Consider the following 19,481-nt stretch of genomic DNA (forward strand, 5'->3'; position numbering starts at 1 on the left):
GCCCCTGTCGGCGGGGGGGCCGGTTGTGCTCCGGGCCGGGGGGGCCCCTCGCGCGGGGGGGCGGCCGCGCGTGGGCCCGGGCGGGGTTACCAGGTGTCGATGCCCATCTTCTTGGCCGCGTCGTGGACGGCCTTGTAGTGGGCGTGGGACATGCCGGACTGCTTGTCCTTTTCGGGCAGGTTCTTGTCCGTCGCGCGGAACTCGTCGCGGGCCTCGGCGAGCAGGCTCGTGCCGTAGGAGACGGGGACGTCCTTGACGCCGTGGGACGGGTGGGTCTTCTCGGCGGTCTTGCTGCCCGCCTTGATCAGGATGTCGCGGGCCTTGTTGAAGTCGTCGGCCTTGACCGTCTTCGGGTTGCTGAGCTGCGCCTGCACCCGGGCCGTCGGCTGGGCCGGCGTGGTGTCTGCGGCCATGGCGGGAGCGGCAGCGGCGACGCCGAGGGCGCCGACGGCGGCGACTGCCACGAGGGCGTTCCGGAGGGTCCTGTTCATGGATATCGATCCCTTCGCAATGTCTAAACATCAGTGCCCGCACCGGACTTGAGGTCCGTGGGAGTGCGAACTCCTCGGCACTACCCCGGCCCTCCTCGGCGGCAAACCGATGGTCGTACGGGGGTGGTTGGGGAGCGGTGGGATCAGGCCGTCTTGTGAATATGGGGTTATCGGACTGCTGGGTTAGTAGGGGCGGAGGGGGCTCAAGGGGACGGCCAGGGCGGGCCGTTCGACGAACGGCCCGCCCTGTGCGGTGGATCAGACGTCGAACTCGCCGGCGCGGATGGCGGAGACGAGGTCGCGCCATTCGGCGGGGGTGAGTTGGGCGATGGCGTCGGGGAGCAGGCTGCTGCGGATGTAGATGGCTTCGGAGGTGACGGCTACCTCCGGGCAGCTCGCACCGTCGCCGCAAGACTCAGGACGCTGCCAGATCAGATCCTTCATTGTGCTGGCCTTCCTAGGTTCGGGCCTGCCGGTCGAAATTGCCGGCACGGATGGCGGAGAGGAGGTTGTGCCATTCGTCGGTGGTGAGTTGGGCGATGGCGTCGGGCCGGAGGTTGCTGCGGACATAGACGGCATCGGAGGTGACGGCCACCTCGGGACAGTTGTTGCCGTCTCCACAAGCCGTGGGGCGTTTCCAGATCAGGTCTTTCATCGTGCGGATTGCCTCTGTTCGGCGCGCTACAGGTCAAACTCTCCGGCGCGGATGGCGGAGGCGAGGTCGCGCCATTCGGTGGGGGTGAGTTGGGCGATGGCGTCGGGCAGAAGAGTGCTGCGGATGTGTACGACATCGGGACCTATGGCCACCTCAGGGCAGGAGTTGCCGTCTGCGCAGGCCTTGGGGCGCTTCCAGTGGAGGGTCTTCATGGCTTAGATCTCTTTCTTGATAAGCCTGATGGCATCACGAGACTGGCTCTCGGTGAGAGACCGCTCGGCCATCGTGTCAATGATGTGGCGGTAGTTCTCCAAGTGCTTCTGCTCATGTAGGAACGCCGGGCCGCCAACTGCGTCGAGCTGGACGGTGTCCAGGCGGGGAACTGGCCCCTTCGCGTAGAAGATGCCTTGGCCAGCACCAATGAACCCATTGGTGCTGAAGGTGATCACGCGAAGCGCCACGTGGGGAAGTTCTGAGTACTCAAGCAGCTTGTCCAGCTGGTTCTTTGCGGCATCGCGGCCACCGAACAGCATGCGCAGGGCGGCTTCGTGAACCAGCGCAGAGTACGGTTGAGCACCTTCGCTCATCAGTAGTGCCGAGCGCTGAAGTCGGTGCTCGACACGTGCTTCGAGGAGCCGAGGCGGAAGCGTCGGGTAGACGTCCTTGAAGATCGCTCTCCCGTACTCCTCTGTCTGCATAGCGCCAGGAATGTGCGAGATCTGATAGGTGAGCATTCCCCTGGCGAAGTACTCCATCTCGGCGATGTTGAGGAAGCCAGGCGGCACGGCCCCTCGGTAGTCCTCCCACCAACCCTTGTGGCGTTCCTCGGCCATGGCCGCGAGCGCTTCCACGAAGGCGTGATCGCCCTCCTCGTAGTCGCAGGCGAGCATGCGTACCCGCTCGGCGCTGATCGGGTACTGCCCCTTCTCGATCTGCGTGATCTTCGGTCGGGCGAATCCGAACAGCGCGGCGGCTTCGGCAGTTGTGCGGCCCGCGCAGTCGCGCATCTTCCGCAGCTCGGTGCCTACTCGTTCCTGCCTGGCTGACGGGGTGGTTCGTGGTGGCATGCCCCCAAGCATCCATCGCGATCCCGCGAAGGGTCCAGCAATCCATCGATCGAGTGAAGAACGGGGTAGAAGTACCGATACATGTACCACCAGCTCTACAGTCGGTGACGCACCGATCACCGAGCCGGGCGTCAGTGGCCCGCTCGGCATTTCCCCTTCACCTCTCCGGGAGATCCCTGTGCGTAACCTCAACTCCCCCTCCCTCACCCTCGCTCGCGACACCCTCCGCGACGGCATGACCCGCGTCGGCTGGTCGTCCTCCTCCATCGCGGACGCCGAGCTCGCCCTCGTCGAACTGATCGTCAACGCCTGGCGTCACGGCGAGACGACCTCCCCCGTCGTCCTCATCCACTTCCTCTCCAACCCCCTCTCCAACACCCTCCGCGTCACCGTCGCGGACCGCTCCTCCGCCCTCCCCGAGCAGCGAACGCCGTGCCCGCTCGCCGAGTCCGGCCGGGGCCTCCAGCTGGTCGCCGGCCTCACCCACCGCTGGGGCGTCGACCCCCTGAAGCTGGGCAAAATCGTTTGGTTCGAGTTGGACGGTGTCGCGTGATCGCCCACCACCCCATCCACCCGGCCGATCCGGCGCTGCGCCACCTCACGGCCCGCCAGATCACCGGACTCATCGTCGAACTCCGGACCGAGGGTCGCGAGTTCGGGCTCCTCTGGCCCTCCGCCCAGGCCGGCGAGACCAACCTCGACGGCCGCGCCCTCGTCTCCCTCGGCAACATCCCGGCGAGCACCCTCATCAACCTCCTCGCCCTCCTCCGCGAGTACAAGCGTGAGCGGGACCGCCGCCGATGCTAGGCCTCCTGACCTTCAACCTCCTGGCCTCCCTCCTCGGCGCCCTCTGCGAAACCCGCGCCCGTCACCTCCACGCCCGCACGGTCACCCCCGCAGTGCTTGCCGAGTGCCAAGCCTGCGATGCCGCACGGCACTTCGCGGTTCCGACGGGGGCAAGCTGCACGATGCTGCGGTGTACGGCCCCGCGGCACACCGGCTGATCGCCCGTGCGCGCTCGGCGCTGGCACTGGCAGCCACCTGAGAAACCTGCGGAAGCCTCGCCGCGCACAGGAGAAATGCGGAGAAATGCGGCGCACACCGGCAGGGTCGGGCCTCTACCGTGCCGGACAGGACCTTGCCGGCACCCTAGTGACCGGCACCGATCGAGAGGAGCCGGAATGGGCGAGCACGGAGACGGCAAGGGTGGCGAGGACGGGGACAAGAAGCAGTCCCCGAAGGAGTCCGACGGCCAGTGGACCAAGCCCGTGAAGCCGCCGAAGAAGTGAGCGCCAACTGATGGACGACTACGCACAGTTACTGACCCGGATGGAATCGGCGGGGGCGCTGGGCGAGGGGTGGCGGGGCGCGTTCGAGCGCGCCCCGCGCTCTTCCTTCGTCCCGGACGCCGTCTGGGCCCCGGACGGCGACAGCCCGACCGGCTACGGCCGGATCAACCGGGCCGACCACCCGGACACCTGGTGGGCGCTGGTGAACGCCGACGAGGTGGTGGTCACCCAGATCGATGGCGGCCTGGATACCGGGCCGGGCATCGCCACCTCCTCGGCCTCCATGCCGTCCCTCGTCGCGAGAATGCTCCGGCACCTGGACGTGGTCGACGGGAACACCGTGCTCGACATCGGCACCGGCACCGGATGGACGAGCGCGCTCCTCTCCGCCAGGCTCGGCGACGCCCACGTGACCACCGTCGAGGTCGATCGAGCGGTCGCTGCCGCAGCGGCCCGACGACTCACCGCAGCAGGCCTCCAGCCCAGTTGCTCGACTGGCGACGGCCTCGAAGGCCAGCCCCTCCGGGCGCCTTACGATCGCGTCCATTCCACGGCGGCGGTCCGCCGACTGCCGCGTGCCTGGCTCGAACAGACCCGCCCCGGCGGGGTGATCGTCACCCCCTGGGGCACGCCCTACGCCAACGCCGGACTCCTGCGCCTGGTGGTCGGCGGTCCGGGGGAGCCCTCCCACGGCAGGTTCGTGGACAACGTCAGCTTCATGTGGGTCCGCAGCCAGCGTCCCCACCCGGTGACCGAACCGACCGACCGGCCGATCCACCGGGGCTCGTCGCCGATCGACCCGGAGCTGGCGTTGGAGAACGTGGACGTGGCGTTCGCCATCGGCCTCCGGGTGCCTGGCGTTCGGTATCACCACACCTGGGACGACACAGACCCTGGCGGCACCTATCGCATGCGGCTCTCCGACGGCGCCGGCTCCTGGGCGTCCGTCCGCCACCACGACTGGGGCGCCGCCGACGCAGTCCAGCAGGCCGGGCCCCGCCGCCTGTGGGACGAGATCGTCCGCGCCCGCCGAGCATGGCTCGCCGACGGCGAACCGGACCTCACCCGCTTCGGCGTGACGATGACGCCGACCGGCGAACAGCACGTGTGGCTCGACGAGCCCGGCAACCTGATCGTCTGACCCGGCCGCGAACCCCCAGGCGCCTGACCTGAGCCCCCGCGCAAGAAGTCGGCCGGTCCGACTTCCTGCGCGCGACCTTCAGAATCCCGGCCGCGTCCTGGCCACCCGTTTCGGCGCCTTCTGTGAAGCTCGCCCGCGCGGTGGAACCGGCGGCGGGCGCAGACGGTCACCTTCGGTGTGACCTCGAACGAATCGCAGACCGATCCCGTCCGCCCCCACGTCAGCCGCAGGCGCATGCTGCTGGGCGTCGCCGGCGTGGCGGCGGCCGCCGTCACCGTCGGGGGCATCGGCTGGTGGGCGCGGCGGGACGCCGACACCGGCCACCGCGTCTGGAGCCGGACCGGTACCGGCAGCCGGGTCGCCCTGTCGGCCACCCCGCAGCCCGACCTCTACGTCGCGGACTTCGACGGCACGGTCAGCGCCCTCGACCTGCGGACCGGCACCCCGCGCTGGAGCGCCAAGGTCACCTCGCACAATCCCGCCGACAGCAACTTCGGCTGGCCGATCGCCGCAGGCGACGGACTGGTCTGCGTGACCACCGACTCCCACGTCCACGCCCTGGACGCCGCGTCCGGAGCCGTCCGATGGGCCGTGCCCGCGCCGGGGGGCTACCTGTCCGGATGGACGGACGGCCCCACCGTCAGCGGGGACGTGTTCGTGACCTGCGACGGCCGCGTCCACTCCTACGACGCGGCGACCGGCGAGGCCCGGTGGGCCGGCCCGCTGGAGGCCGCCTGCGGGCCGGCGGTCGCGGGCGGCACCGTGTACCTCGCCGCCCCCGCAGGCGGGATCTCCGCCCTCGACGCGAAGACCTGTGAGCGGCGCTGGGAGCAGCCCGCCGTCGGCAAGCTCGTCGACCGGCCCGTGGTCCACGAGGGCGTCCTCTACCTGTCCACTTCCGCTGCCCCCGCCCCGACCGGCGCCACTTCGACCGCCTATGCCTCGACCGGTGCCGCCTCGACCGTCTCCGCCCTGGACGCGGCGACCGGCCGGGTGCTCTGGCAGCGTGACGATCTCGGCCACCCCGGTGTCCGGCCCGCCCCGGTCGCCGACGGGACGCTCTGCCTCCTCGACAACGACCGGGTCGTCGCCGTGGAGGCGAGTACGGGCCGCAGCCGGTGGACCTCCTCGGTGCCGGACGGCCTGGGCCGGGGCATGAGCACCATGGCCGTCGCCGACGGCCGGGTCTACGTGGCGCTGAACGACGGTCGGCTGCACACCCTCGACCTCGCCACCGGCCGGCTTCAATGGCAGGACGATCCGGCCAAGTTCGGCACCGAGTACACCGGGCTCTCGCTGACGGCCTTCGGCGGCGTCGCCTACCGCGGCAGCCGGGCAGGCCTCTACGCGGCGGGCATACCCGCGGCCTGACCACCGCGCGAGGTCTCGGCGCGGCAGGGCACCGCGCGGTGCGCCTTCAGGCAGCGGGCACTGCCCGTACGGACCTGGCGCCCAGGCCGACGCCACCGATATCCAGGAGAGTGAGCTTTCGAGTCGAGAGGGGGACGATGCACGCCCACGACAGGACCAAGGGTGTCGCCGCTGGCAAGGCCTGCACGCCGGCCCGCACTTCGGAGCCGGCGACCAGGAACCCGAACCGGGCGCAGGCCGCCGCCCAGTCGCTGCTCGGCCTCCAGAGCAGCCACGGCAACGCGGCCGTCGTGCAGATGCTCCGCGCGACCGGGATCCAGCGCGCGGCCGACCAGAACCGGCCCATGATCAATCACCAGAACCCGGACGACGACTGGGAGGCCGACAACACCGCGCCCGCGCGTACGGACGGTCTCGTGCTCAGCGGTCACGGCGCCTGGGAGGCCGCGAACGGCACCTTCCGGGTGCCCGCGGGGACGAGGGTGCACTTCTACACGCAGCACGGGATGGTCCTCCCCGACGACCTGGGCGGGCAGGTGGAGAACGGCGCCAACCGGGGCGGCAGCGTGGAACAGGGGCAGGACCGTGGCGCCACGCGCACCGTGGTGGGCGGGCGGAGCCTGCAGAACTACACCATCTCCTACCCCAGCGGCCTCACCATCCGGGGGAACCCGGCGATCGCCACCCCGGTGGGCGGCGGGTACGACGTCGAACTCGACCCGGGGACACCGGCCGCCGCCGTCATCAACGTCGCCACGCTGACCGACCCCCAACTCGCGGGCCGCTCGATCGTCTTCGACGGCGACGTGCTGCTGAGCGACATCCTGCGGCCCGGCATGGGGGACGTGCACTTCGCGGCCTGCCGCTTCGTCGAGACCAACAGGCCCGGGACGCGCAACCAGGGCCGTCCTCAGGGCTACAACGGCCCCGGCGACCCCGGCGAGGCCGGCGGCCTCTACAACCCCTGACCCGCCCGGCCTCCAACGCTCCGGGCTCCGGGCTCCGGGCTCCGGGCTCCGCGCTCCGCGCTCCGCGCAGGAAGTCGGCCCACCCGACTTCCTGCGCAAGGGACGCCGCCCCGAGCAGGGCTCAACCGGCCACGCGCACCACGTACTTGCCGGTGGCCCGACCCTCCGCCATGGCATCGTGCGCGGCGGGGACGGCGGCCAGGCCGGGGACTTCGGTGACCGGCAGTGTGAGGTCACCGCCGGCGAGCAGGTCGAGGACCGTGCGGATGGCGCGGGCCAGCCGCTCGGGGGCGGTTGCGGCCAGGGCGCGGTGGCTGAAGCCGGTGACGGTGAGGTTCCCGGCCATCAGACGGCCGAGCGGCGGCAGGTCGGCGACGGCGCCGCCGCCCGCGTTGCCGAAGAGGACGATCCGGCCGCCGGGTGCGGTGAGTTCGAGGTCGAGCTCCAGGGCCTCGGTGCCCAGCGGGTCCAGCACGAGGTCGACGCCCCGGCCCCCGGTCGCGGCCCGGACGGCCTCGGGCAGCGCCTCGTCGCGGGCGAAGGCGTGGTGGTAGCCGGAGGCGACGGCGGCCGCCGCCTTCTCCGGTCGGCCCACCGTGCCGATCAGCCGGCCGCCGCCCCCGATCAGCGGGACCAGTTGGGCGACGGCGTGGCCGATCCCGCCGCCGGCCGAGTGCACCAGGACGGTGTCCCCGGCGGCGAGCCGGCCGGCGTCGGTGAGCAGCAGCACGGCGGTGGCCAGGCCCAGCGGGGCGGCGGCGGCCTCGCGCAGCGCCAGCCCGTCCGGGACGGGCACGGTGAGCGCGGCCTCGGCGAGCACCACCTCGGCCAGGCCGCCGCCGACGGGCGCGGCCGCCACCCGGTCGCCCACCGCCAGTCCGGTGACGCCCTCGCCGACCGCCCGGACGGTGCCGGCCACCTCCTTGCCCGGCCGGTAGGGCCAGGCGGTGACGTAGCCGGCGTCGCCCCGGCGGCCCATCACGTCGACGAAGTTCAGCCCGGCGTAGGCGACGTCGACCGCCACCTGGCCGGGGCCGGGGCTCGGGGCCTCGACCTCCCGGATCTCCGTGTGCTCGGCCCCACCGGGTGCGGTCATCACCAGTGCGCGCATGTCGGTCCCCCTCGGCTACGATGTTCGACGAACGACGAAATTGACGCGAGGTAGTGGTACCACGCAGTTTCGACGATTGTCGAACATCGCAGATCAAGCGCGGATCGGACGCAGGTCAAACGCAGATCAGAGAGGTCGGATCATGCCCCGAAGCGCCCGGCGCCGACCGGCGCTCGCCCACCCCGCGACCGGGGAGATCGACCTGCTCGACGTCCTGCACGCGCTCTCCGACCCCACCCGGATGACCATCGTGCGCATCCTGCGCGCCGAACCCGAGCGGGCCTGCGGCACCTTCCCGGTGGACGTCGCCCCCTCCACCCTCAGCCACCACTTCAAGGTGCTGCGCGAGTCCGGCCTGATCCACCAGCGCGAGGAGGCCAACCGCAAGTTCTCCGCCCTGCGCGCCGTCGACCTGGAGCAGCGCTTCCCGGGCCTCCTCGACACCATCCTTGCCGCCCACGCTCAGACCGACGGTGGGTCGGAGTCGCAACTCTGAGGTGTGCCTTGGTGCGGACGGCGCGGGCGGCGTGAGCGTGGGGCCCGCCTCGGCGGGCCCCACGTCGCCCGTCAGCGCAGGCGCGAGGAGGACAGGATCGACGCCAGGTGCGCCACCACCATGCCCCAGGTGATCACCGCGATCCCCGCGACCGCCGCCCGCGTCGCGTCCAGGTTGCCGAGCGCCGCGTCCACCGCGGCCGCCGCGAGCAGCACCAGGGAGGCCTCGATGCCGTTCGTCACCCGGTGGATCTTGAACACCGAGGCGAGCCGGCGCGCGGTCGCGATGCCCTGCGAGCGCGGCTGGGTGGACTCCTCGTCCGCCGGGGCCTGCCCGCTGCGGGCCCGGGCCACGTCCACCAGGTCCGTCGAGGCCTTGAGCAGCACCACGCCCAGCGCGGCCGCCAGGCCCACCGACACCCACAGCTCCGACCCGCCCCGGGCCGCCCGCACGCCCGCGCCGATCATCAGCGCCGCGTCCGCCAGATAGGCGCCGAGCCGGTCCACGTAGACCCCGGCCATGCTGAACTGGCGCTTCCAGCGCGCCACTTCGCCGTCGACGCAGTCGAAGAGCAGGAACAGCTGGAACAGCACCGCCGCCAGCACGGCGCCGGTCAGACCGGGTATCAGCAGGGCCGCCCCGCCGCCGACCCCGCAGACCACCATCACCCAGGTGAGGGTGTTCGGCGACACCGAGGTGCGCACCAACTGCCGGGTCGTGCGCAGCGAGATGCGGCGCATGTACAGCCGTCCCGCCCAGTGCTCACCGTTGCGGCTCTGCAGCTTGGCCTGCGGCTGGCACACCTCGCGCAAGTCCGCGAGCGCCGGAGCAGCCACCATGACGACATCCCTCCACCTGTCCCGAAACGATCACCACAGGCTACGGCCTCCCGGGCGCTGCCCCGACCGGCCCTTCGTGGCCGTCCGGAGAGGGGGGAGCCGGCTGCCGGGCGGCCTCGGGAGGAAAACCGGTGGGCCGCCGGAGTGCCCCGGGGCTAGGCTGCGCGGGTTCGCCGGAACCGGAAGCCCCGGCCCCGATCACCCGCCCCCGCAAGCCGGTTGACGTTGACGTGGTCCGGAGCGCAACGAGGAGTGCTGATCATGGTGACCACAGGCGGCGCGGCGCACAGCCCGGGCCTGACCGAACTGCTGGCCGGCCACCGGCCGCAGGGCCCGACGGAGACCGCCGACCACGAGCGCGTCCGCCACCTCACCGGGGCCGCCGACGCCTGGGACCGCGGGACGCCGCTGCACTTCACCGCCTCCGCGCTGATCGTCCACCCGCCGACCCGGCGCGTCCTCCTGCGCTGGCACGTCCGCCAGCAGGCCTGGCTCCAGGTCGGCGGCCACGGCGACCCGGGGGAGACCCGGCCGCTGGACATCGCGCTGCGCGAAGGCCTGGAGGAGACCGGGCTCACCGACCTCACCCCGTGGCCCGACGCCGCCCTCGTCCACCTCGCCCTCGTCCACCTCGCCGTCGTGCCCGTCCCGGCCTCGCCCGCCGAACCGGCCCACGAACACGCCGACCTGCGCTTCCTGCTGGCCACCGGCACCCCGGAGCGGGCGCGGCCGGAGAACCCCGCCGCCCCGCTGGAGTGGCTCACCATCGCCGAGGCCCGGCAGCGGACCACCGAGGAGAACCTCCGCGAGACGCTCGACCGGGCCGGCCGCCTGCTCGACGCCCCCGCCTGACCTTCCGAACCCCGCTGGAGCACACCCGGATGCACACCGACCAGACCCTCATCTTCGACGCCGACGACACGCTCTGGGAGAACAACGTCCTCTTCGAGCGCGTCATCGACGGCTTCCTGGACTGGGTCGCCACCCCGGCCGACCGCGACCGCGCCAGGGCCGTCCTCGACGAGATCGAAGCCGCCAACTCCGCCGCCCTCGGCTACGGCGCCGCCGTGTTCCGGCAGAGCCTCGCCGACTGCCTGCGGCGGCTGAACGGCGACCGCACCCCCACCCCGGCCGAAGAAGCCCGGATCGACGGCCTCCTCGCTCCGCTCAGCAGCCGCGAGATCGAGCTGATCCCCGGCGTCGCCGACACCCTCGCCGACCTCGCCGGACGCCACCACCTGCTGCTGCTCACCAAGGGCGACCTCGACGAGCAGCGGCGCAAGGTGACGGCCTCCACGATCGACCACCACTTCCGCGGCGTCCACATCGTGGCCGAGAAGTCGGCGGACACCTACCGGCGGCTCGGCGCCGAGCTCGGCCTCGACCCCGACCGGACCTGGATGATCGGCAACTCGCCCAAGTCCGACATCGCCCCGGCCCGCCGGGCCGGCCTGCGCACGGTCTTCATCCCGCACGAGCACACCTGGGTCCTGGAACACCAGGACCTCGGCCCCGACGAGGCGACCCTGCAACTGGCGGCCTTCCCCGAACTGCTGCGGCACTTCTGACGCAGGCCGGCGGGGTCGGCGGCCTCGGCGAGATCGGCGGGTTCGGCGGCGGTGTTCACAGCGCGAGGCTCACAGCGCGAGCGCCGCCGCCGTCGGCGCCGGTGCGCCACCCCGATGCAGCCAGGCCCGCTCCGCGGCCGTCCACGTGCTCGTCGTCACCAGGTGGAGCGCCGCGGCCACCGGCACCAGCATCGCGAACAGCACCGACCCGAAGGACAGGTAAGGCAGCAGCCCCGCCCCCGGCTGGGGGGTCGGCTGCGCGGCCGCCGCCCGCCTGGCCCGGCGGAAGTTGACGTACCCGACCGCCGCCAGCCCGGCGTACAGCAGGCCGAACACCGCCAACTGCCCGGCGCCGTGCGCACTCCCGACGTGCAGGCCGAGCGGCACGCCGAACAGGGTGTGGTCCAGCAGGCCGTTCGGGGTGGTGAACAGGCGGTACATCACCGAGAAGAACGGGATCTGCACCAGCATCGGCAGGCACCCCGCGAACGGCGAGGCCCGTTCCTCCCGGTACAGCTCGGCGAGCGCCTCCCGCAGCTTCTCCGGGCGGTCCTTGAACCTCCGGTTCACCTCGGCGACCTTCGGCGCCAGCCGCGCCCGCGACTTCTCCCCCCGCGCCGCCGCGCGCGCGAAGGGATGCAACGCCAGCCGGACGGCGACGGTGAACAGGACGATCGCCAGCGCGGTCGGCAGTACCTGGGCCAGCGCGGCGACGCCGGCATGGGCGACGGCGACGGCCGGGTCGAGAACAGCGAGAACGGACATGGTGGAGCGAGCCCTCCGGGGGTCTCGGAAAACGAGTGGTCGACGGAGGACGGCCGCGTGGAACGGCGGAAGACGACGAAGCTACGCGGCCGCCGGGGCCGCACCCGGCGCCCTCGGGCGTCGCCTGCCCCGGGCATCGGGATCGCGCTGCGGGAGGAAGGCCGTACGGAACGCGCGCCGCCGCAGCACCCCGCTGCGCACCGCCGTGGGCGCCCGCGCGCCCAGCAGCCGCGCCCCCGCCAGCGTGCCCGCGACCGCACCGGCCAGCAGCGCCACGGCGGCGACCGCCGCCACCGACGCGACCGTCCCGCCCTCGGTCACCAGCTCCCCGGTCAGCACCCGGAGCAGCCCGAGGAGCATCGCGACGACGGTCATGCGCTGCTCCTCCTTCGACGTGACGGGCTTGGGGCCCCACGGACTCGGGGGACTTCAGACGTTCAGGACGATCGCCGAGCCCGCCGAGTTCCCGCCCGGCGCGGAATTCCCGTGGCGCACCCGCCGCGCCGGGGTGCTTCGCGAAGCGGTGCAGGGGCGTAGCCGCAGGTGCTACACGGGGCTACCGTGGAGGGATGAAGACGATTACCCAGCGGGAGTTCCGGAACAACTCCGCCGCGGTGATGGATGCGGTGGAGGCCGGGGAGACCTTCCACATCACCAGGAACGGGGTCGAGGTCGCGGAGCTGCGACCGGTGTCCGGACGGCGGCGGCTCACGGCGGAGGAGCTGGTGGCGCGGCACGTGAAGCTGCCGCGGGTGGACTACCAGCAGATGCGCAAGGAGGCCGAGGAGTACCTCGGGCCGGAGGAGCTGGTGGGCGACGAGGGCGACGACCCGTTCGAGCGGCGGCGTGGCTGAGCGCAGACGGGCAGTCCGGCGGCGGCCGGCCGGGGTGCTCGACACCTGTGTCTACATCGATCTGGCCCTGCTCTCCCCGGCGAGCCTGCCGGCCGTGCCGGAGCTGACCGCGATCACCTTCGCGGAGCTGCAACAGGGTGTGTCGATGGCCCGCGACGCGGTCAGCCGGGCCGCCCGGCTGGAGGTGCTGGGCGCGGCGATGGCCGACTTCGACCCGCTGCCCTTCGACGCGGCGGCGGCCTCCCGCTACGGCACGCTGGTCACCCTCACCATCGCGGCCGGGCGGCAGCCGCGCCCGCGCCGGATCGACCTGATGATCGCGGCCGTGGCCTCGGCCCACGGCCTGCCGCTGTACACGCGCAACGTCGCGGACTTCCGGGGCCTGGGCTCGGCGGTGGAGGTCATCGGGGTGTGACGGCCGCCGCTCTTCGCGCTGGTGGCCTGCCGCCCCTTCGGTCGATCATCTAAGCAGCTTAGAAGTGAAATTGAGGGGGCGGCAGGCCCGGCAGCCGCTCAGCCCAGGCGGACCGTGGTGCCCGTGGCGGCGGAGGCCCGGGCGGCCTCCAGGACGGCCAGGGTGGCCACCGCGTCGCGCGGGTCGACCGGGGGCGGGGTGCCCGGGGAGGCCAGGGCGGCGGCGATGCCCGCGTAGAAGGCGGGGTAGTCGCCCGGTTCGGTGGGCAGTGCGATCGAGGACTCGTCGGTGCCGAGGGTGCCGTACTGCGAGGGCTGGTCGGCACCCCACGGGCGGGCGCCGTCCGGTCGGTGCCCGGCCCGCAGCTGCGCCTCCTGCGGGTCCATGCCGGGCTTGACGTACCCGGCGGCGTCGCCGAGCACCCGCAGCCGGGGGCCGATCAGCGGGGTGATGGCGCTGGTCCACAGGTGCGAGCGGGTGCCGGAGGCGTGCGTGAGGGCGAGGAAGGCGTCGTCGTCGACGACCGCGCCGTCCCGGCGCACGTCGACCTCCGCGTACACCGTCTCCACCGGGCCGAACAGCGTCAGTGCCTGGTCCACCAGGTGGCTGCCCAGGTCGTACAGCGTGCCGCCGACCTCCGCCGGGTCGGCGAGCTCGCGCCAGCCGGGCTTGGGCTTCGGGCGGAACCGCTCGAAGCGGGACTCGAAGCGGTGCACCCGGCCGAGCGCGCCGCCCCGGACCAGCCGGGCGGCGGTCAGGAAGTCGCCGTCCCAGCGCCGGTTCTGGAACACGGAGAGCAGGGTGCCCCGGGCCTCGGCGAGCTGGCACAGCTCCAGCGCCTCGGCGGCGGTGCCGGCCAGCGGCTTGTCGACGACGGTGGCCAGCCCGGCGCGCAGGGCGGCGCGGGCGAGCGGGGCGTGGGTGCGGTTGGGCGAGGCGACGACGACGAGGTCGAGCGCGTCCGGGTCGGCGAGCAGCTGCTCGGGGGTGTCGACGGCGCGGGCGCCGGGGTGCTCGCGGCGCAGTTGCTCGCGGCGCTCGGGGCTGGCGGTGACCACGGCGTCCAACCGCAGCCCCGGCGTGGTGGCGATGAGCGGGGCGTGGAAGGCGGAGCCGGCCAGGCCGTAGCCGATCAGGCCGACGCGGAACGGGCGGTCCGGGGAGGACGAGGGGGTCGAGGCGCTCATGCGACCACTCAATCACGAGGCGCCCGCTTGCTCCCGGTTTCGCAGTGGCGGAGCCGGGAGGCGGGGCGGACGTCGGTTCGCGTCCTCGCTCGTCGGACGGCATGGGGGCAAGGCGCCTCAGGGCAGTTGACGGATCAGCCGACGCAGCCGGGTACCGAGGGGGAGCTGCCGACGCAGTTGTCGGGGGTGTTTCCACTGACCGGTGTCGTGGTGAGTGTCATGGTGCCGTTCTGCCGGTAGATGCCGCCGGCCGTCATGACGGCCTGGTTGGCGCTGATCTGGGTGCTGGTCAGCGTGGTGGAGGTGGAGTCGATGGCGGCGATGCCGCCGCCCTGGGATCCGGAGCTGTTGCCCGCGTCGATGAAACTGCTGGTGGTGGTGAGCGACCCGCGCAGGCCGTTGTAGATCCCGCCGCCCTGGCCGGTGGCGCTGTTCCTGGCCACAGTGCTGTTCGTGAAGGTCGCCACCGCCCCCTTCTGGGGGGCGCCGACGTCCTCGTTGGCCAGGCCGCCGCCCCTGCCCTGGGCGGTGTTGCCGGTCAGTGCGCTGGCCGTGAGGGTCACCGCGCCGTAGTTGAGGATGCCGCCGCCGTCGGTGACGGCGGAGCCGTTGCTGAGGGTGACGTTGCCCTTGAGGGTGAGGCTGGCGCCCGCGGCCACCTTGACGATGCGGAAGCCGGCCGTACCGGCCGTCGTCGAGCGCGTGATGGTGTCGTTGTCACCGGTCAGGGTGATGGCGGTGGTGATGATCGGCAGCGCGTTCGCGCCGTCGGTGTCACTGCTGTGCGACGAGGTGATGGTGTAGACGCAGCCGGTCGCGAGGACGACGTTGCCCCCGCCGGCGCTGTTGGCGGCGTTGATCGCCGCGACCAGCGCCGTCTCGTTGCAGGCCACGGCCGCCTGTGCGGAGGTGGGGGCCAGTGCGGCCAGCACGGCGGTCAGGACGACGGAACTGGCGAGGACCGGGATGGTGCGGATGCGTCGCATGATGTTCCCTTCGGGTTGATGGAGACCCCCGTGTTCGTGGTGCCGTGCCCGCTGCGGCAGCGGCTGCGGCTGCGGCGGCGGCTGCTGCGGGCACGGGTACGGGCGCGGCTCGCGAGAGCAAGCCGGGCCAAGCCGGGTCAGGCCGTAGAGGCTTCGCGCCACGGCCTGACCCGGCGGCCGAGCGATGCCGCGCGTCCGTCTCAGGCGGTGGGGGTCACCGCAACGGCGCAGGCCTTCACGGCGGCGGCGCTGGCGGTGGCAGCGGTGGCGGCCGCGGTGGCGGCAGCGGCGGAGGAGGTGACCGCGGCGGCCTCGGCGGCGCTGGCGCTGGTGGCGGCTGCGGCCTCGGCGGCGGCGTTGGGTGGCACGGCTTGGGTCGCCGCGATGAAGGTCTTGAGGGCGGCGGCGGCCGACGCGGCGTCGGCCTGCGCCGCGGCTGCCGCGGTGGAGGCGTTGGAGGCGGCGACCGACGAGGAGACGGTGGCGACCGCGCAGGCCACGGCGTCCCTGCGGGTCTGACTGGTCGATGCTGAACTCGGTGTGTTCGTCGAGGTGTTGGCCACGGCCGCAGCCGTGCCTCCGGCCAGCAAGGTGCCGACGGCAAGAGCTGCGACGGCTATGCGATGGATCTTCATGGGGCCCTGTTCTGGGAAGGATGGGCTCACGCGTCCGGCAGCACAGCCGAACACGGATGCCACGGTGACGAGAGCCGAACCGGCTCTCACCAGAACAAGAACACCGAGCGGCCCGCCTGTCCCTTCGATCATCGCGCCGACGTGCCGAAAGCCGGACCGGAACTGTCCGACTTCCTGTGCGACTTCGCTGGTCAGGAGCGCACGGGAAGATCCGGTACGAACCGCCCGGTGGTCCCCTCATCGGCGTAGCGCGTTTGCGCGGACGAACCCGCCCACCGGCCGACTGCCTCCATTCGCACCGCGGCCGTGCCCGGGCGGAAGTGGTGCACGCGGATGCGTTGCCGCAGGCGTGCCGTGGCCGTTCCCGTCCGGGGCCGCCCCGGTCGGCCCGAGGAGGCAGGCTCTAGGCTGGTCCGTGTTGGGGCAGCCAGTGGCGCCCGGCCGGCCGAGGGTGTCCGGTCCGGAGCGATGTGCGAAATCGTTCAGAACCGTTGCAAGACCAAGGAGACACCTACGTGGCAGACCGCAAGCCCATCGAGTCCTGGCTGACCGACATGGACGGCGTCCTCATCCACGAGGGCACGCCCATTCCCGGCGCGAAGGAGTTCCTGCGCAGGCTGCGGGAGTCCGGCAAGCCGTTCCTGGTCCTCACCAACAACTCCATCTACACCCCGCGCGACCTCAGCGCCCGCCTGGCCGGGATGGGCCTGGAGGTGCCGGAGGAGTGCATCTGGACCTCCGCCCTGGCCACCGCCAAGTTCCTCAAGGGCCAGCGCCCGGGCGGCACCGCCTACGTGATCGGCGAGGCGGGGCTCACCACCGCGCTGTACCAGGCCGGTTACGTGCTGACCGACAACAACCCGGACTACGTCGTCCTCGGCGAGACCCGCACCTACAGCTTCGAGGCGCTCACCAAGGCGATCCGCCTGATCAACCAGGGCGCCCGGTTCATCTGCACCAACCCCGACGAGACCGGCCCGTCCCCCGAGGGCGTGCTGCCGGCCACCGGCTCGGTCGCGGCCCTGATCACCAAGGCGACCGGCGTCGAGCCGTACTTCGTCGGCAAGCCCAACCCGCTGATGATGCGCGAGGCGCTGAACACCGCCGGGGCCCACTCCGAGACCGCCGTGATGATCGGCGACCGGATGGACACCGACATCGTCGCGGGCATGGAGGCCGGCATGGAGACCATCCTGGTGCTCACCGGCCTGACCGCCGCCGCCGACGTCGAGCGCTTCCCGTACCGGCCGACCCGGGTGGTCAAGTCGATCGCGGACCTGGTCGAGCTGGTCTAGCCTCTGCGGTGCTGTCGTGGGCCCCGTTCCGGTCGGTCGCCGGGGCGGGGCCCGTTTCGTACCTGTGGGGAGGCAACGGCGCAATGAGTGCGACGGGGGATGCGGGGCTGCCGGAGGCACGGCGGGGTGCCGGGGGCGTCGGCGGGGAGGCCGACGAGAAGCGGGTCACCTGGGCCGAGCTCTACTTCGACCTGGTCTTCGTCTTCGCGATCACCCAGGTCTCCGGGCTGCTGCACCACCACCACGACGCCACCGGGCTGGTCCGGGCGCTGGTGGTGTTCGTGCCGGTGTACTGGTGCTGGGTGGGCACCACCGTGCAGGCCAACATCAGGGACGTGGACAACCTGCGGGACCGCCTCGGCATCCTGGCGGTCGGGCTGGCCGGCCTGTTCATGGCGCTCGCCGTCCCGGGCGCGTACGGCGGGCGGGGCGTGCTGCTCGGCGCCGCGTACTGGCTGGCCCGGCTGGTGCTGCTGCTCCTGCTGATCCGCCTGCCGGGCGTCTGGCGCGGCCCGTACGGCGCCGGCGTGCTGGTCAGCGGGCCGCTGCTGGTCGTGGGCGGGCTGTTGCCGGACGGGCCGCGGCTGGCCCTGTGGGCGGCGGCAGCGCTCTGCGACCTGGCCGCGCCGCTGGTGTTCCGGCGGCGGCTGGCGGCGGTGGCGTACCACCCCTCGCACATGCCGGAGCGGTTCGCGCTGTTCCTGCTGGTGGCGCTCGGCGAGTCGATCGTCGGCATCGGCGGGACGGCGGCCGGCGCCCGGCTGGACGTGGCCGAACTCGCCGCCGTGGCCGCCGCGTTCACCATCTCGGCGGGGCTGTGGTGGCAGTACTTCGTGTACGCGGCGGACGCCATGCGGTACGCCGTCGAGGTCGCCGACTCCCGGCGGGACGTCGTCCGGCGGATCTTCCAGTACGGGCACCTGGCGCTGGCCGCCGGGGTGATCGGGGTGGCGGTCGGCTTCGGGGAGACCGTCGCGGACCCGTGGCAGGCGCTCGGCCCGGGGTCGGTGGCGCTGCTGTACGGCGGGTGCGGGCTGTACCTGCTGACCTTCGGGTACACCCGCTGGATGATGTTCCGCAAGGTGGCGACGACCCGGCTCGGTGCGGCGGCGGTGGTGCTGGGGCTGGCGCCGGCGGTGGTGCGGCTGCCGGCGCTGGCGGTGCTGGTGGCACTGGCGGTGCTGCTGGTGGCGCTCAACGTGGTGGAGCACGTCCGGGTGGTGCGGGCGGCCGGTTCGGACCCCGCGCCGGTGGCTCCCTCGGGGTCGGCGCTGCCTGTAGTTCCCGCTGGGGCCCCGCTGCCTGGTGGGTCCGCGCTGCCTTCTGCGCCTTCTGCGGCTTCGGCGGAGTGAGTTGTCGGTGGGGCTGTGTAGCGTTCGGGGTGAAAGAGGGCGTGCGGCACAACAGCCGCGGTGTGGGAGGTAGATGTCGTGACGGACACGGTCGAGGCGGGCGTGGTGGAGGCCGGCGAGGGCGGCGGGCTGGAGCTGCCCGAGTCCTGGCGCCCGGTGCTGGGCGCCGAGACGGAGAAGCCGTACTTCGCCGAGCTGGCGGCCTTCGTGGCGGCCGAGCGCGCGCAGCACCAGGTGTTCCCGCCGAGCGGCCAGGAGTTCGCCGCGCTGGAGGCCACGCCGTACGAGAAGGTCCGGGTGCTGGTCCTCGGGCAGGACCCGTACCACGACGACGGCCAGGCCCACGGCATGAGCTTCTCGGTGCTGCCCGGCACCAGGACGCCGCCCTCGCTGCGCAACATCTTCAAGGAGCTGGACGCCGACCTCGGCATCCCCGCCCCGGACAACGGCTACCTGATGCACTGGGCCGAGCAGGGCGTCCTGCTGCTCAACGCGGTGCTCACGGTGCGCGCGCACGAGGCCAACTCGCACAAGGCGAAGGGCTGGGAGAAGTTCACCGACGCCGTGATCAAGGCGGTGAGCGAGCGCGAGGAGCCGGTGGTCTTCGTGCTGTGGGGCAACTACGCGAAGAAGAAGCTGCCGCTGATCGACACGTCCAAGCACGTGGTCGTGCAGGGGGCTCACCCGTCGCCGCTGTCGGCCAAGCTGTTCTTCGGCAGCCGCCCGTTCTCGCAGATCGACACGGCGCTGGACGGCTTCGGCGGCGAGCCGATCGACTGGCAGGTGCCCAACCTGAAGCAGGGCTGAGCACCTGGGGCTGAGCGCCCGGGAGTTGGGTGAGGGGTGGTCCGGGCGGGCGGGGTCGCCCGTCCGCCCGCTCATGGCCACCCGGCGTTCACCGCCCGTCGCGGGCGGGCGGTGGCCGGTGTGCTTAGCTGGTGCCGACCGGTCGCCGGACCGGCTCTGGGGGGAGGGGCGGTACGTGCGCCGGGTGGG

At 72.5% G+C, this 19,481-nt stretch carries 25 protein-coding genes; 13 read left to right on the forward strand and 12 right to left on the reverse strand.

The window, feature by feature from the left end:
- Nucleotides 1-86 precede the first annotated feature (86 nt).
- The 5 genes from ACFWPT_RS05100 to ACFWPT_RS05120 form a co-directional block, all read right to left on the reverse strand.
- Nucleotides 87-491, reverse strand: a complete 405-nt coding sequence (locus ACFWPT_RS05100; RefSeq protein WP_380374594.1) for a hypothetical protein — start codon at nt 489-491, stop codon at nt 87-89.
- Between the two features lie 258 nt (nt 492-749).
- Nucleotides 750-935, reverse strand: coding sequence for a DUF397 domain-containing protein (locus tag ACFWPT_RS05105; protein WP_380374593.1), 186 nt, complete (start codon nt 933-935; stop codon nt 750-752).
- Nucleotides 936-948: 13 nt separating this feature from the next.
- Nucleotides 949-1,146, reverse strand: a complete 198-nt coding sequence (locus ACFWPT_RS05110; protein WP_380479630.1) for a DUF397 domain-containing protein — start codon at nt 1,144-1,146, stop codon at nt 949-951.
- A 26-nt stretch (nt 1,147-1,172) separates the two neighbouring features.
- Entirely contained in the window at nt 1,173-1,358 is a 186-nt protein-coding gene (locus ACFWPT_RS05115) for a DUF397 domain-containing protein (RefSeq protein WP_380374590.1), read from the reverse strand.
- A gap of 3 nt (nt 1,359-1,361) precedes the next feature.
- A complete protein-coding gene (locus tag ACFWPT_RS05120) occupies nt 1,362-2,213 on the reverse strand; it encodes a helix-turn-helix domain-containing protein (RefSeq protein WP_380374588.1) in 852 nt (283 codons plus the stop codon).
- 178 nt (nt 2,214-2,391) lie between these two features.
- On the opposite strand from ACFWPT_RS05120, the gene ACFWPT_RS05125 reads away from it, so the two are divergent.
- The 5 genes from ACFWPT_RS05125 to ACFWPT_RS05145 all read left to right on the forward strand — a co-directional run bounded on the left by ACFWPT_RS05125 (nt 2,392) and on the right by ACFWPT_RS05145 (nt 6,982).
- Nucleotides 2,392-2,766, forward strand: coding sequence for an ATP-binding protein (locus tag ACFWPT_RS05125; RefSeq protein ID WP_380374586.1), 375 nt, complete (start codon nt 2,392-2,394; stop codon nt 2,764-2,766).
- Complete coding sequence (locus tag ACFWPT_RS05130; RefSeq protein ID WP_371518753.1) at nt 2,763-3,020, forward strand: hypothetical protein; 258 nt, start codon at nt 2,763-2,765, stop codon at nt 3,018-3,020. Before ACFWPT_RS05125 ends, ACFWPT_RS05130 begins: the two co-directional genes overlap by 4 nt.
- Before the next feature lie 492 nt (nt 3,021-3,512).
- Nucleotides 3,513-4,643, forward strand: a complete 1,131-nt coding sequence (locus ACFWPT_RS05135) for a methyltransferase domain-containing protein (protein WP_380374584.1) — start codon at nt 3,513-3,515, stop codon at nt 4,641-4,643.
- A gap of 177 nt (nt 4,644-4,820) precedes the next feature.
- Entirely contained in the window at nt 4,821-6,014 is a 1,194-nt protein-coding gene (locus ACFWPT_RS05140) for a PQQ-binding-like beta-propeller repeat protein (protein WP_380479632.1), read from the forward strand.
- Between the two features lie 137 nt (nt 6,015-6,151).
- Nucleotides 6,152-6,982, forward strand: coding sequence for a putative adhesin (locus tag ACFWPT_RS05145; RefSeq protein WP_380479634.1), 831 nt, complete (start codon nt 6,152-6,154; stop codon nt 6,980-6,982).
- A gap of 121 nt (nt 6,983-7,103) precedes the next feature.
- On the opposite strand, the gene ACFWPT_RS05150 is transcribed toward ACFWPT_RS05145, so the two are convergent.
- Nucleotides 7,104-8,093 carry a zinc-binding alcohol dehydrogenase family protein gene (locus ACFWPT_RS05150; protein WP_380479636.1) on the reverse strand — a complete coding sequence of 330 codons (990 nt, stop codon included), beginning with the start codon at nt 8,091-8,093 and terminating at the stop codon, nt 7,104-7,106.
- 142 nt (nt 8,094-8,235) lie between these two features.
- Here ACFWPT_RS05150 and ACFWPT_RS05155 point away from each other — a divergent pair, with 142 nt between their 5' ends.
- A complete protein-coding gene (locus ACFWPT_RS05155) occupies nt 8,236-8,589 on the forward strand; it encodes an ArsR/SmtB family transcription factor (protein ID WP_380479638.1) in 354 nt (117 codons plus the stop codon).
- 71 nt (nt 8,590-8,660) lie between these two features.
- On the opposite strand, the gene ACFWPT_RS05160 is transcribed toward ACFWPT_RS05155, so the two are convergent.
- Nucleotides 8,661-9,428, reverse strand: a complete 768-nt coding sequence (locus ACFWPT_RS05160; protein WP_380335084.1) for a CDP-alcohol phosphatidyltransferase family protein — start codon at nt 9,426-9,428, stop codon at nt 8,661-8,663.
- Nucleotides 9,429-9,689: 261 nt separating this feature from the next.
- Here ACFWPT_RS05160 and ACFWPT_RS05165 point away from each other — a divergent pair, with 261 nt between their 5' ends.
- Nucleotides 9,690-10,280 carry an NUDIX hydrolase gene (locus ACFWPT_RS05165; protein WP_063351380.1) on the forward strand — a complete coding sequence of 197 codons (591 nt, stop codon included), beginning with the start codon at nt 9,690-9,692 and terminating at the stop codon, nt 10,278-10,280.
- A gap of 29 nt (nt 10,281-10,309) precedes the next feature.
- Nucleotides 10,310-10,996: an HAD family hydrolase gene (locus ACFWPT_RS05170; RefSeq protein ID WP_380479641.1), complete on the forward strand. Its 687-nt coding sequence runs from the start codon at nt 10,310-10,312 to the stop codon at nt 10,994-10,996.
- Between the two features lie 69 nt (nt 10,997-11,065).
- Here ACFWPT_RS05170 and ACFWPT_RS05175 read toward each other — a convergent pair whose 3' ends face one another.
- Together ACFWPT_RS05175 and ACFWPT_RS05180 are read right to left on the reverse strand one after the other, a co-directional pair.
- Entirely contained in the window at nt 11,066-11,761 is a 696-nt protein-coding gene (locus tag ACFWPT_RS05175) for a YidC/Oxa1 family membrane protein insertase (RefSeq protein ID WP_380374575.1), read from the reverse strand.
- A gap of 81 nt (nt 11,762-11,842) precedes the next feature.
- Nucleotides 11,843-12,136 (reverse strand): DUF6412 domain-containing protein, encoded by a 294-nt coding sequence (locus ACFWPT_RS05180; protein WP_063349248.1) that lies wholly within the window; start codon nt 12,134-12,136, stop codon nt 11,843-11,845.
- A 194-nt stretch (nt 12,137-12,330) separates the two neighbouring features.
- On the opposite strand from ACFWPT_RS05180, the gene ACFWPT_RS05185 reads away from it, so the two are divergent.
- Entirely contained in the window at nt 12,331-12,615 is a 285-nt protein-coding gene (locus tag ACFWPT_RS05185) for a type II toxin-antitoxin system Phd/YefM family antitoxin (RefSeq protein ID WP_371518778.1), read from the forward strand.
- Nucleotides 12,608-13,030 (forward strand): type II toxin-antitoxin system VapC family toxin, encoded by a 423-nt coding sequence (locus ACFWPT_RS05190; RefSeq protein ID WP_380479644.1) that lies wholly within the window; start codon nt 12,608-12,610, stop codon nt 13,028-13,030. The genes ACFWPT_RS05185 and ACFWPT_RS05190 overlap by 8 nt, the downstream gene beginning before the upstream one ends.
- 98 nt (nt 13,031-13,128) lie before the next feature.
- On the opposite strand, the gene ACFWPT_RS05195 is transcribed toward ACFWPT_RS05190, so the two are convergent.
- The 3 genes from ACFWPT_RS05195 to ACFWPT_RS05205 form a co-directional block, all read right to left on the reverse strand.
- Nucleotides 13,129-14,217 carry a Gfo/Idh/MocA family oxidoreductase gene (locus ACFWPT_RS05195; RefSeq protein WP_380479646.1) on the reverse strand — a complete coding sequence of 363 codons (1,089 nt, stop codon included), beginning with the start codon at nt 14,215-14,217 and terminating at the stop codon, nt 13,129-13,131.
- Nucleotides 14,218-14,351: 134 nt separating this feature from the next.
- A complete protein-coding gene (locus ACFWPT_RS05200; protein ID WP_380374571.1) occupies nt 14,352-15,203 on the reverse strand; it encodes a hypothetical protein in 852 nt (283 codons plus the stop codon).
- Nucleotides 15,204-15,403: 200 nt separating this feature from the next.
- Complete coding sequence (locus tag ACFWPT_RS05205; RefSeq protein WP_380374569.1) at nt 15,404-15,838, reverse strand: hypothetical protein; 435 nt, start codon at nt 15,836-15,838, stop codon at nt 15,404-15,406.
- A gap of 515 nt (nt 15,839-16,353) precedes the next feature.
- Here ACFWPT_RS05205 and ACFWPT_RS05210 point away from each other — a divergent pair.
- The 3 genes from ACFWPT_RS05210 (at nt 16,354) to ACFWPT_RS05220 (ending at nt 19,292) form a co-directional block, all read left to right on the forward strand.
- Nucleotides 16,354-17,133 (forward strand): HAD-IIA family hydrolase, encoded by a 780-nt coding sequence (locus tag ACFWPT_RS05210; RefSeq protein WP_063349252.1) that lies wholly within the window; start codon nt 16,354-16,356, stop codon nt 17,131-17,133.
- Between the two features lie 83 nt (nt 17,134-17,216).
- Complete coding sequence (locus tag ACFWPT_RS05215) at nt 17,217-18,485, forward strand: low temperature requirement protein A (RefSeq protein ID WP_380479648.1); 1,269 nt, start codon at nt 17,217-17,219, stop codon at nt 18,483-18,485.
- A gap of 78 nt (nt 18,486-18,563) precedes the next feature.
- Nucleotides 18,564-19,292, forward strand: coding sequence for a uracil-DNA glycosylase (locus ACFWPT_RS05220; protein ID WP_244293451.1), 729 nt, complete (start codon nt 18,564-18,566; stop codon nt 19,290-19,292).
- Nucleotides 19,293-19,481 lie beyond the last annotated feature (189 nt).

The sequence above is a fragment of the Kitasatospora sp. NPDC058478 genome, assembly GCF_042720345.1.
Classification (GTDB): Bacteria; Actinomycetota; Actinomycetes; order Streptomycetales; family Streptomycetaceae; genus Kitasatospora.

Coding starts and splice junctions, on each gene's coding strand:
- ACFWPT_RS05100 (WP_380374594.1), bottom strand. CDS start 491: ATGAACAGGACCCTCCGGAACGCCCTCGTGGCAGTCGCCGCCGTCGGC.
- ACFWPT_RS05105 (WP_380374593.1), bottom strand. CDS start 935: ATGAAGGATCTGATCTGGCAGCGTCCTGAGTCTTGCGGCGACGGTGCG.
- ACFWPT_RS05110 (WP_380479630.1), bottom strand. CDS start 1,146: ATGAAAGACCTGATCTGGAAACGCCCCACGGCTTGTGGAGACGGCAAC.
- ACFWPT_RS05115 (WP_380374590.1), bottom strand. CDS start 1,358: ATGAAGACCCTCCACTGGAAGCGCCCCAAGGCCTGCGCAGACGGCAAC.
- ACFWPT_RS05120 (WP_380374588.1), bottom strand. CDS start 2,213: ATGCCACCACGAACCACCCCGTCAGCCAGGCAGGAACGAGTAGGCACC.
- ACFWPT_RS05135 (WP_380374584.1), top strand. CDS start 3,513: ATGGACGACTACGCACAGTTACTGACCCGGATGGAATCGGCGGGGGCG.
- ACFWPT_RS05145 (WP_380479634.1), top strand. CDS start 6,152: ATGCACGCCCACGACAGGACCAAGGGTGTCGCCGCTGGCAAGGCCTGC.
- ACFWPT_RS05150 (WP_380479636.1), bottom strand. CDS start 8,093: ATGCGCGCACTGGTGATGACCGCACCCGGTGGGGCCGAGCACACGGAG.
- ACFWPT_RS05155 (WP_380479638.1), top strand. CDS start 8,236: ATGCCCCGAAGCGCCCGGCGCCGACCGGCGCTCGCCCACCCCGCGACC.
- ACFWPT_RS05160 (WP_380335084.1), bottom strand. CDS start 9,428: ATGGTGGCTGCTCCGGCGCTCGCGGACTTGCGCGAGGTGTGCCAGCCG.
- ACFWPT_RS05165 (WP_063351380.1), top strand. CDS start 9,690: ATGGTGACCACAGGCGGCGCGGCGCACAGCCCGGGCCTGACCGAACTG.
- ACFWPT_RS05170 (WP_380479641.1), top strand. CDS start 10,310: ATGCACACCGACCAGACCCTCATCTTCGACGCCGACGACACGCTCTGG.
- ACFWPT_RS05175 (WP_380374575.1), bottom strand. CDS start 11,761: ATGTCCGTTCTCGCTGTTCTCGACCCGGCCGTCGCCGTCGCCCATGCC.
- ACFWPT_RS05180 (WP_063349248.1), bottom strand. CDS start 12,136: ATGACCGTCGTCGCGATGCTCCTCGGGCTGCTCCGGGTGCTGACCGGG.
- ACFWPT_RS05185 (WP_371518778.1), top strand. CDS start 12,331: ATGAAGACGATTACCCAGCGGGAGTTCCGGAACAACTCCGCCGCGGTG.
- ACFWPT_RS05195 (WP_380479646.1), bottom strand. CDS start 14,217: ATGAGCGCCTCGACCCCCTCGTCCTCCCCGGACCGCCCGTTCCGCGTC.
- ACFWPT_RS05200 (WP_380374571.1), bottom strand. CDS start 15,203: ATGCGACGCATCCGCACCATCCCGGTCCTCGCCAGTTCCGTCGTCCTG.
- ACFWPT_RS05205 (WP_380374569.1), bottom strand. CDS start 15,838: ATGAAGATCCATCGCATAGCCGTCGCAGCTCTTGCCGTCGGCACCTTG.
- ACFWPT_RS05215 (WP_380479648.1), top strand. CDS start 17,217: ATGAGTGCGACGGGGGATGCGGGGCTGCCGGAGGCACGGCGGGGTGCC.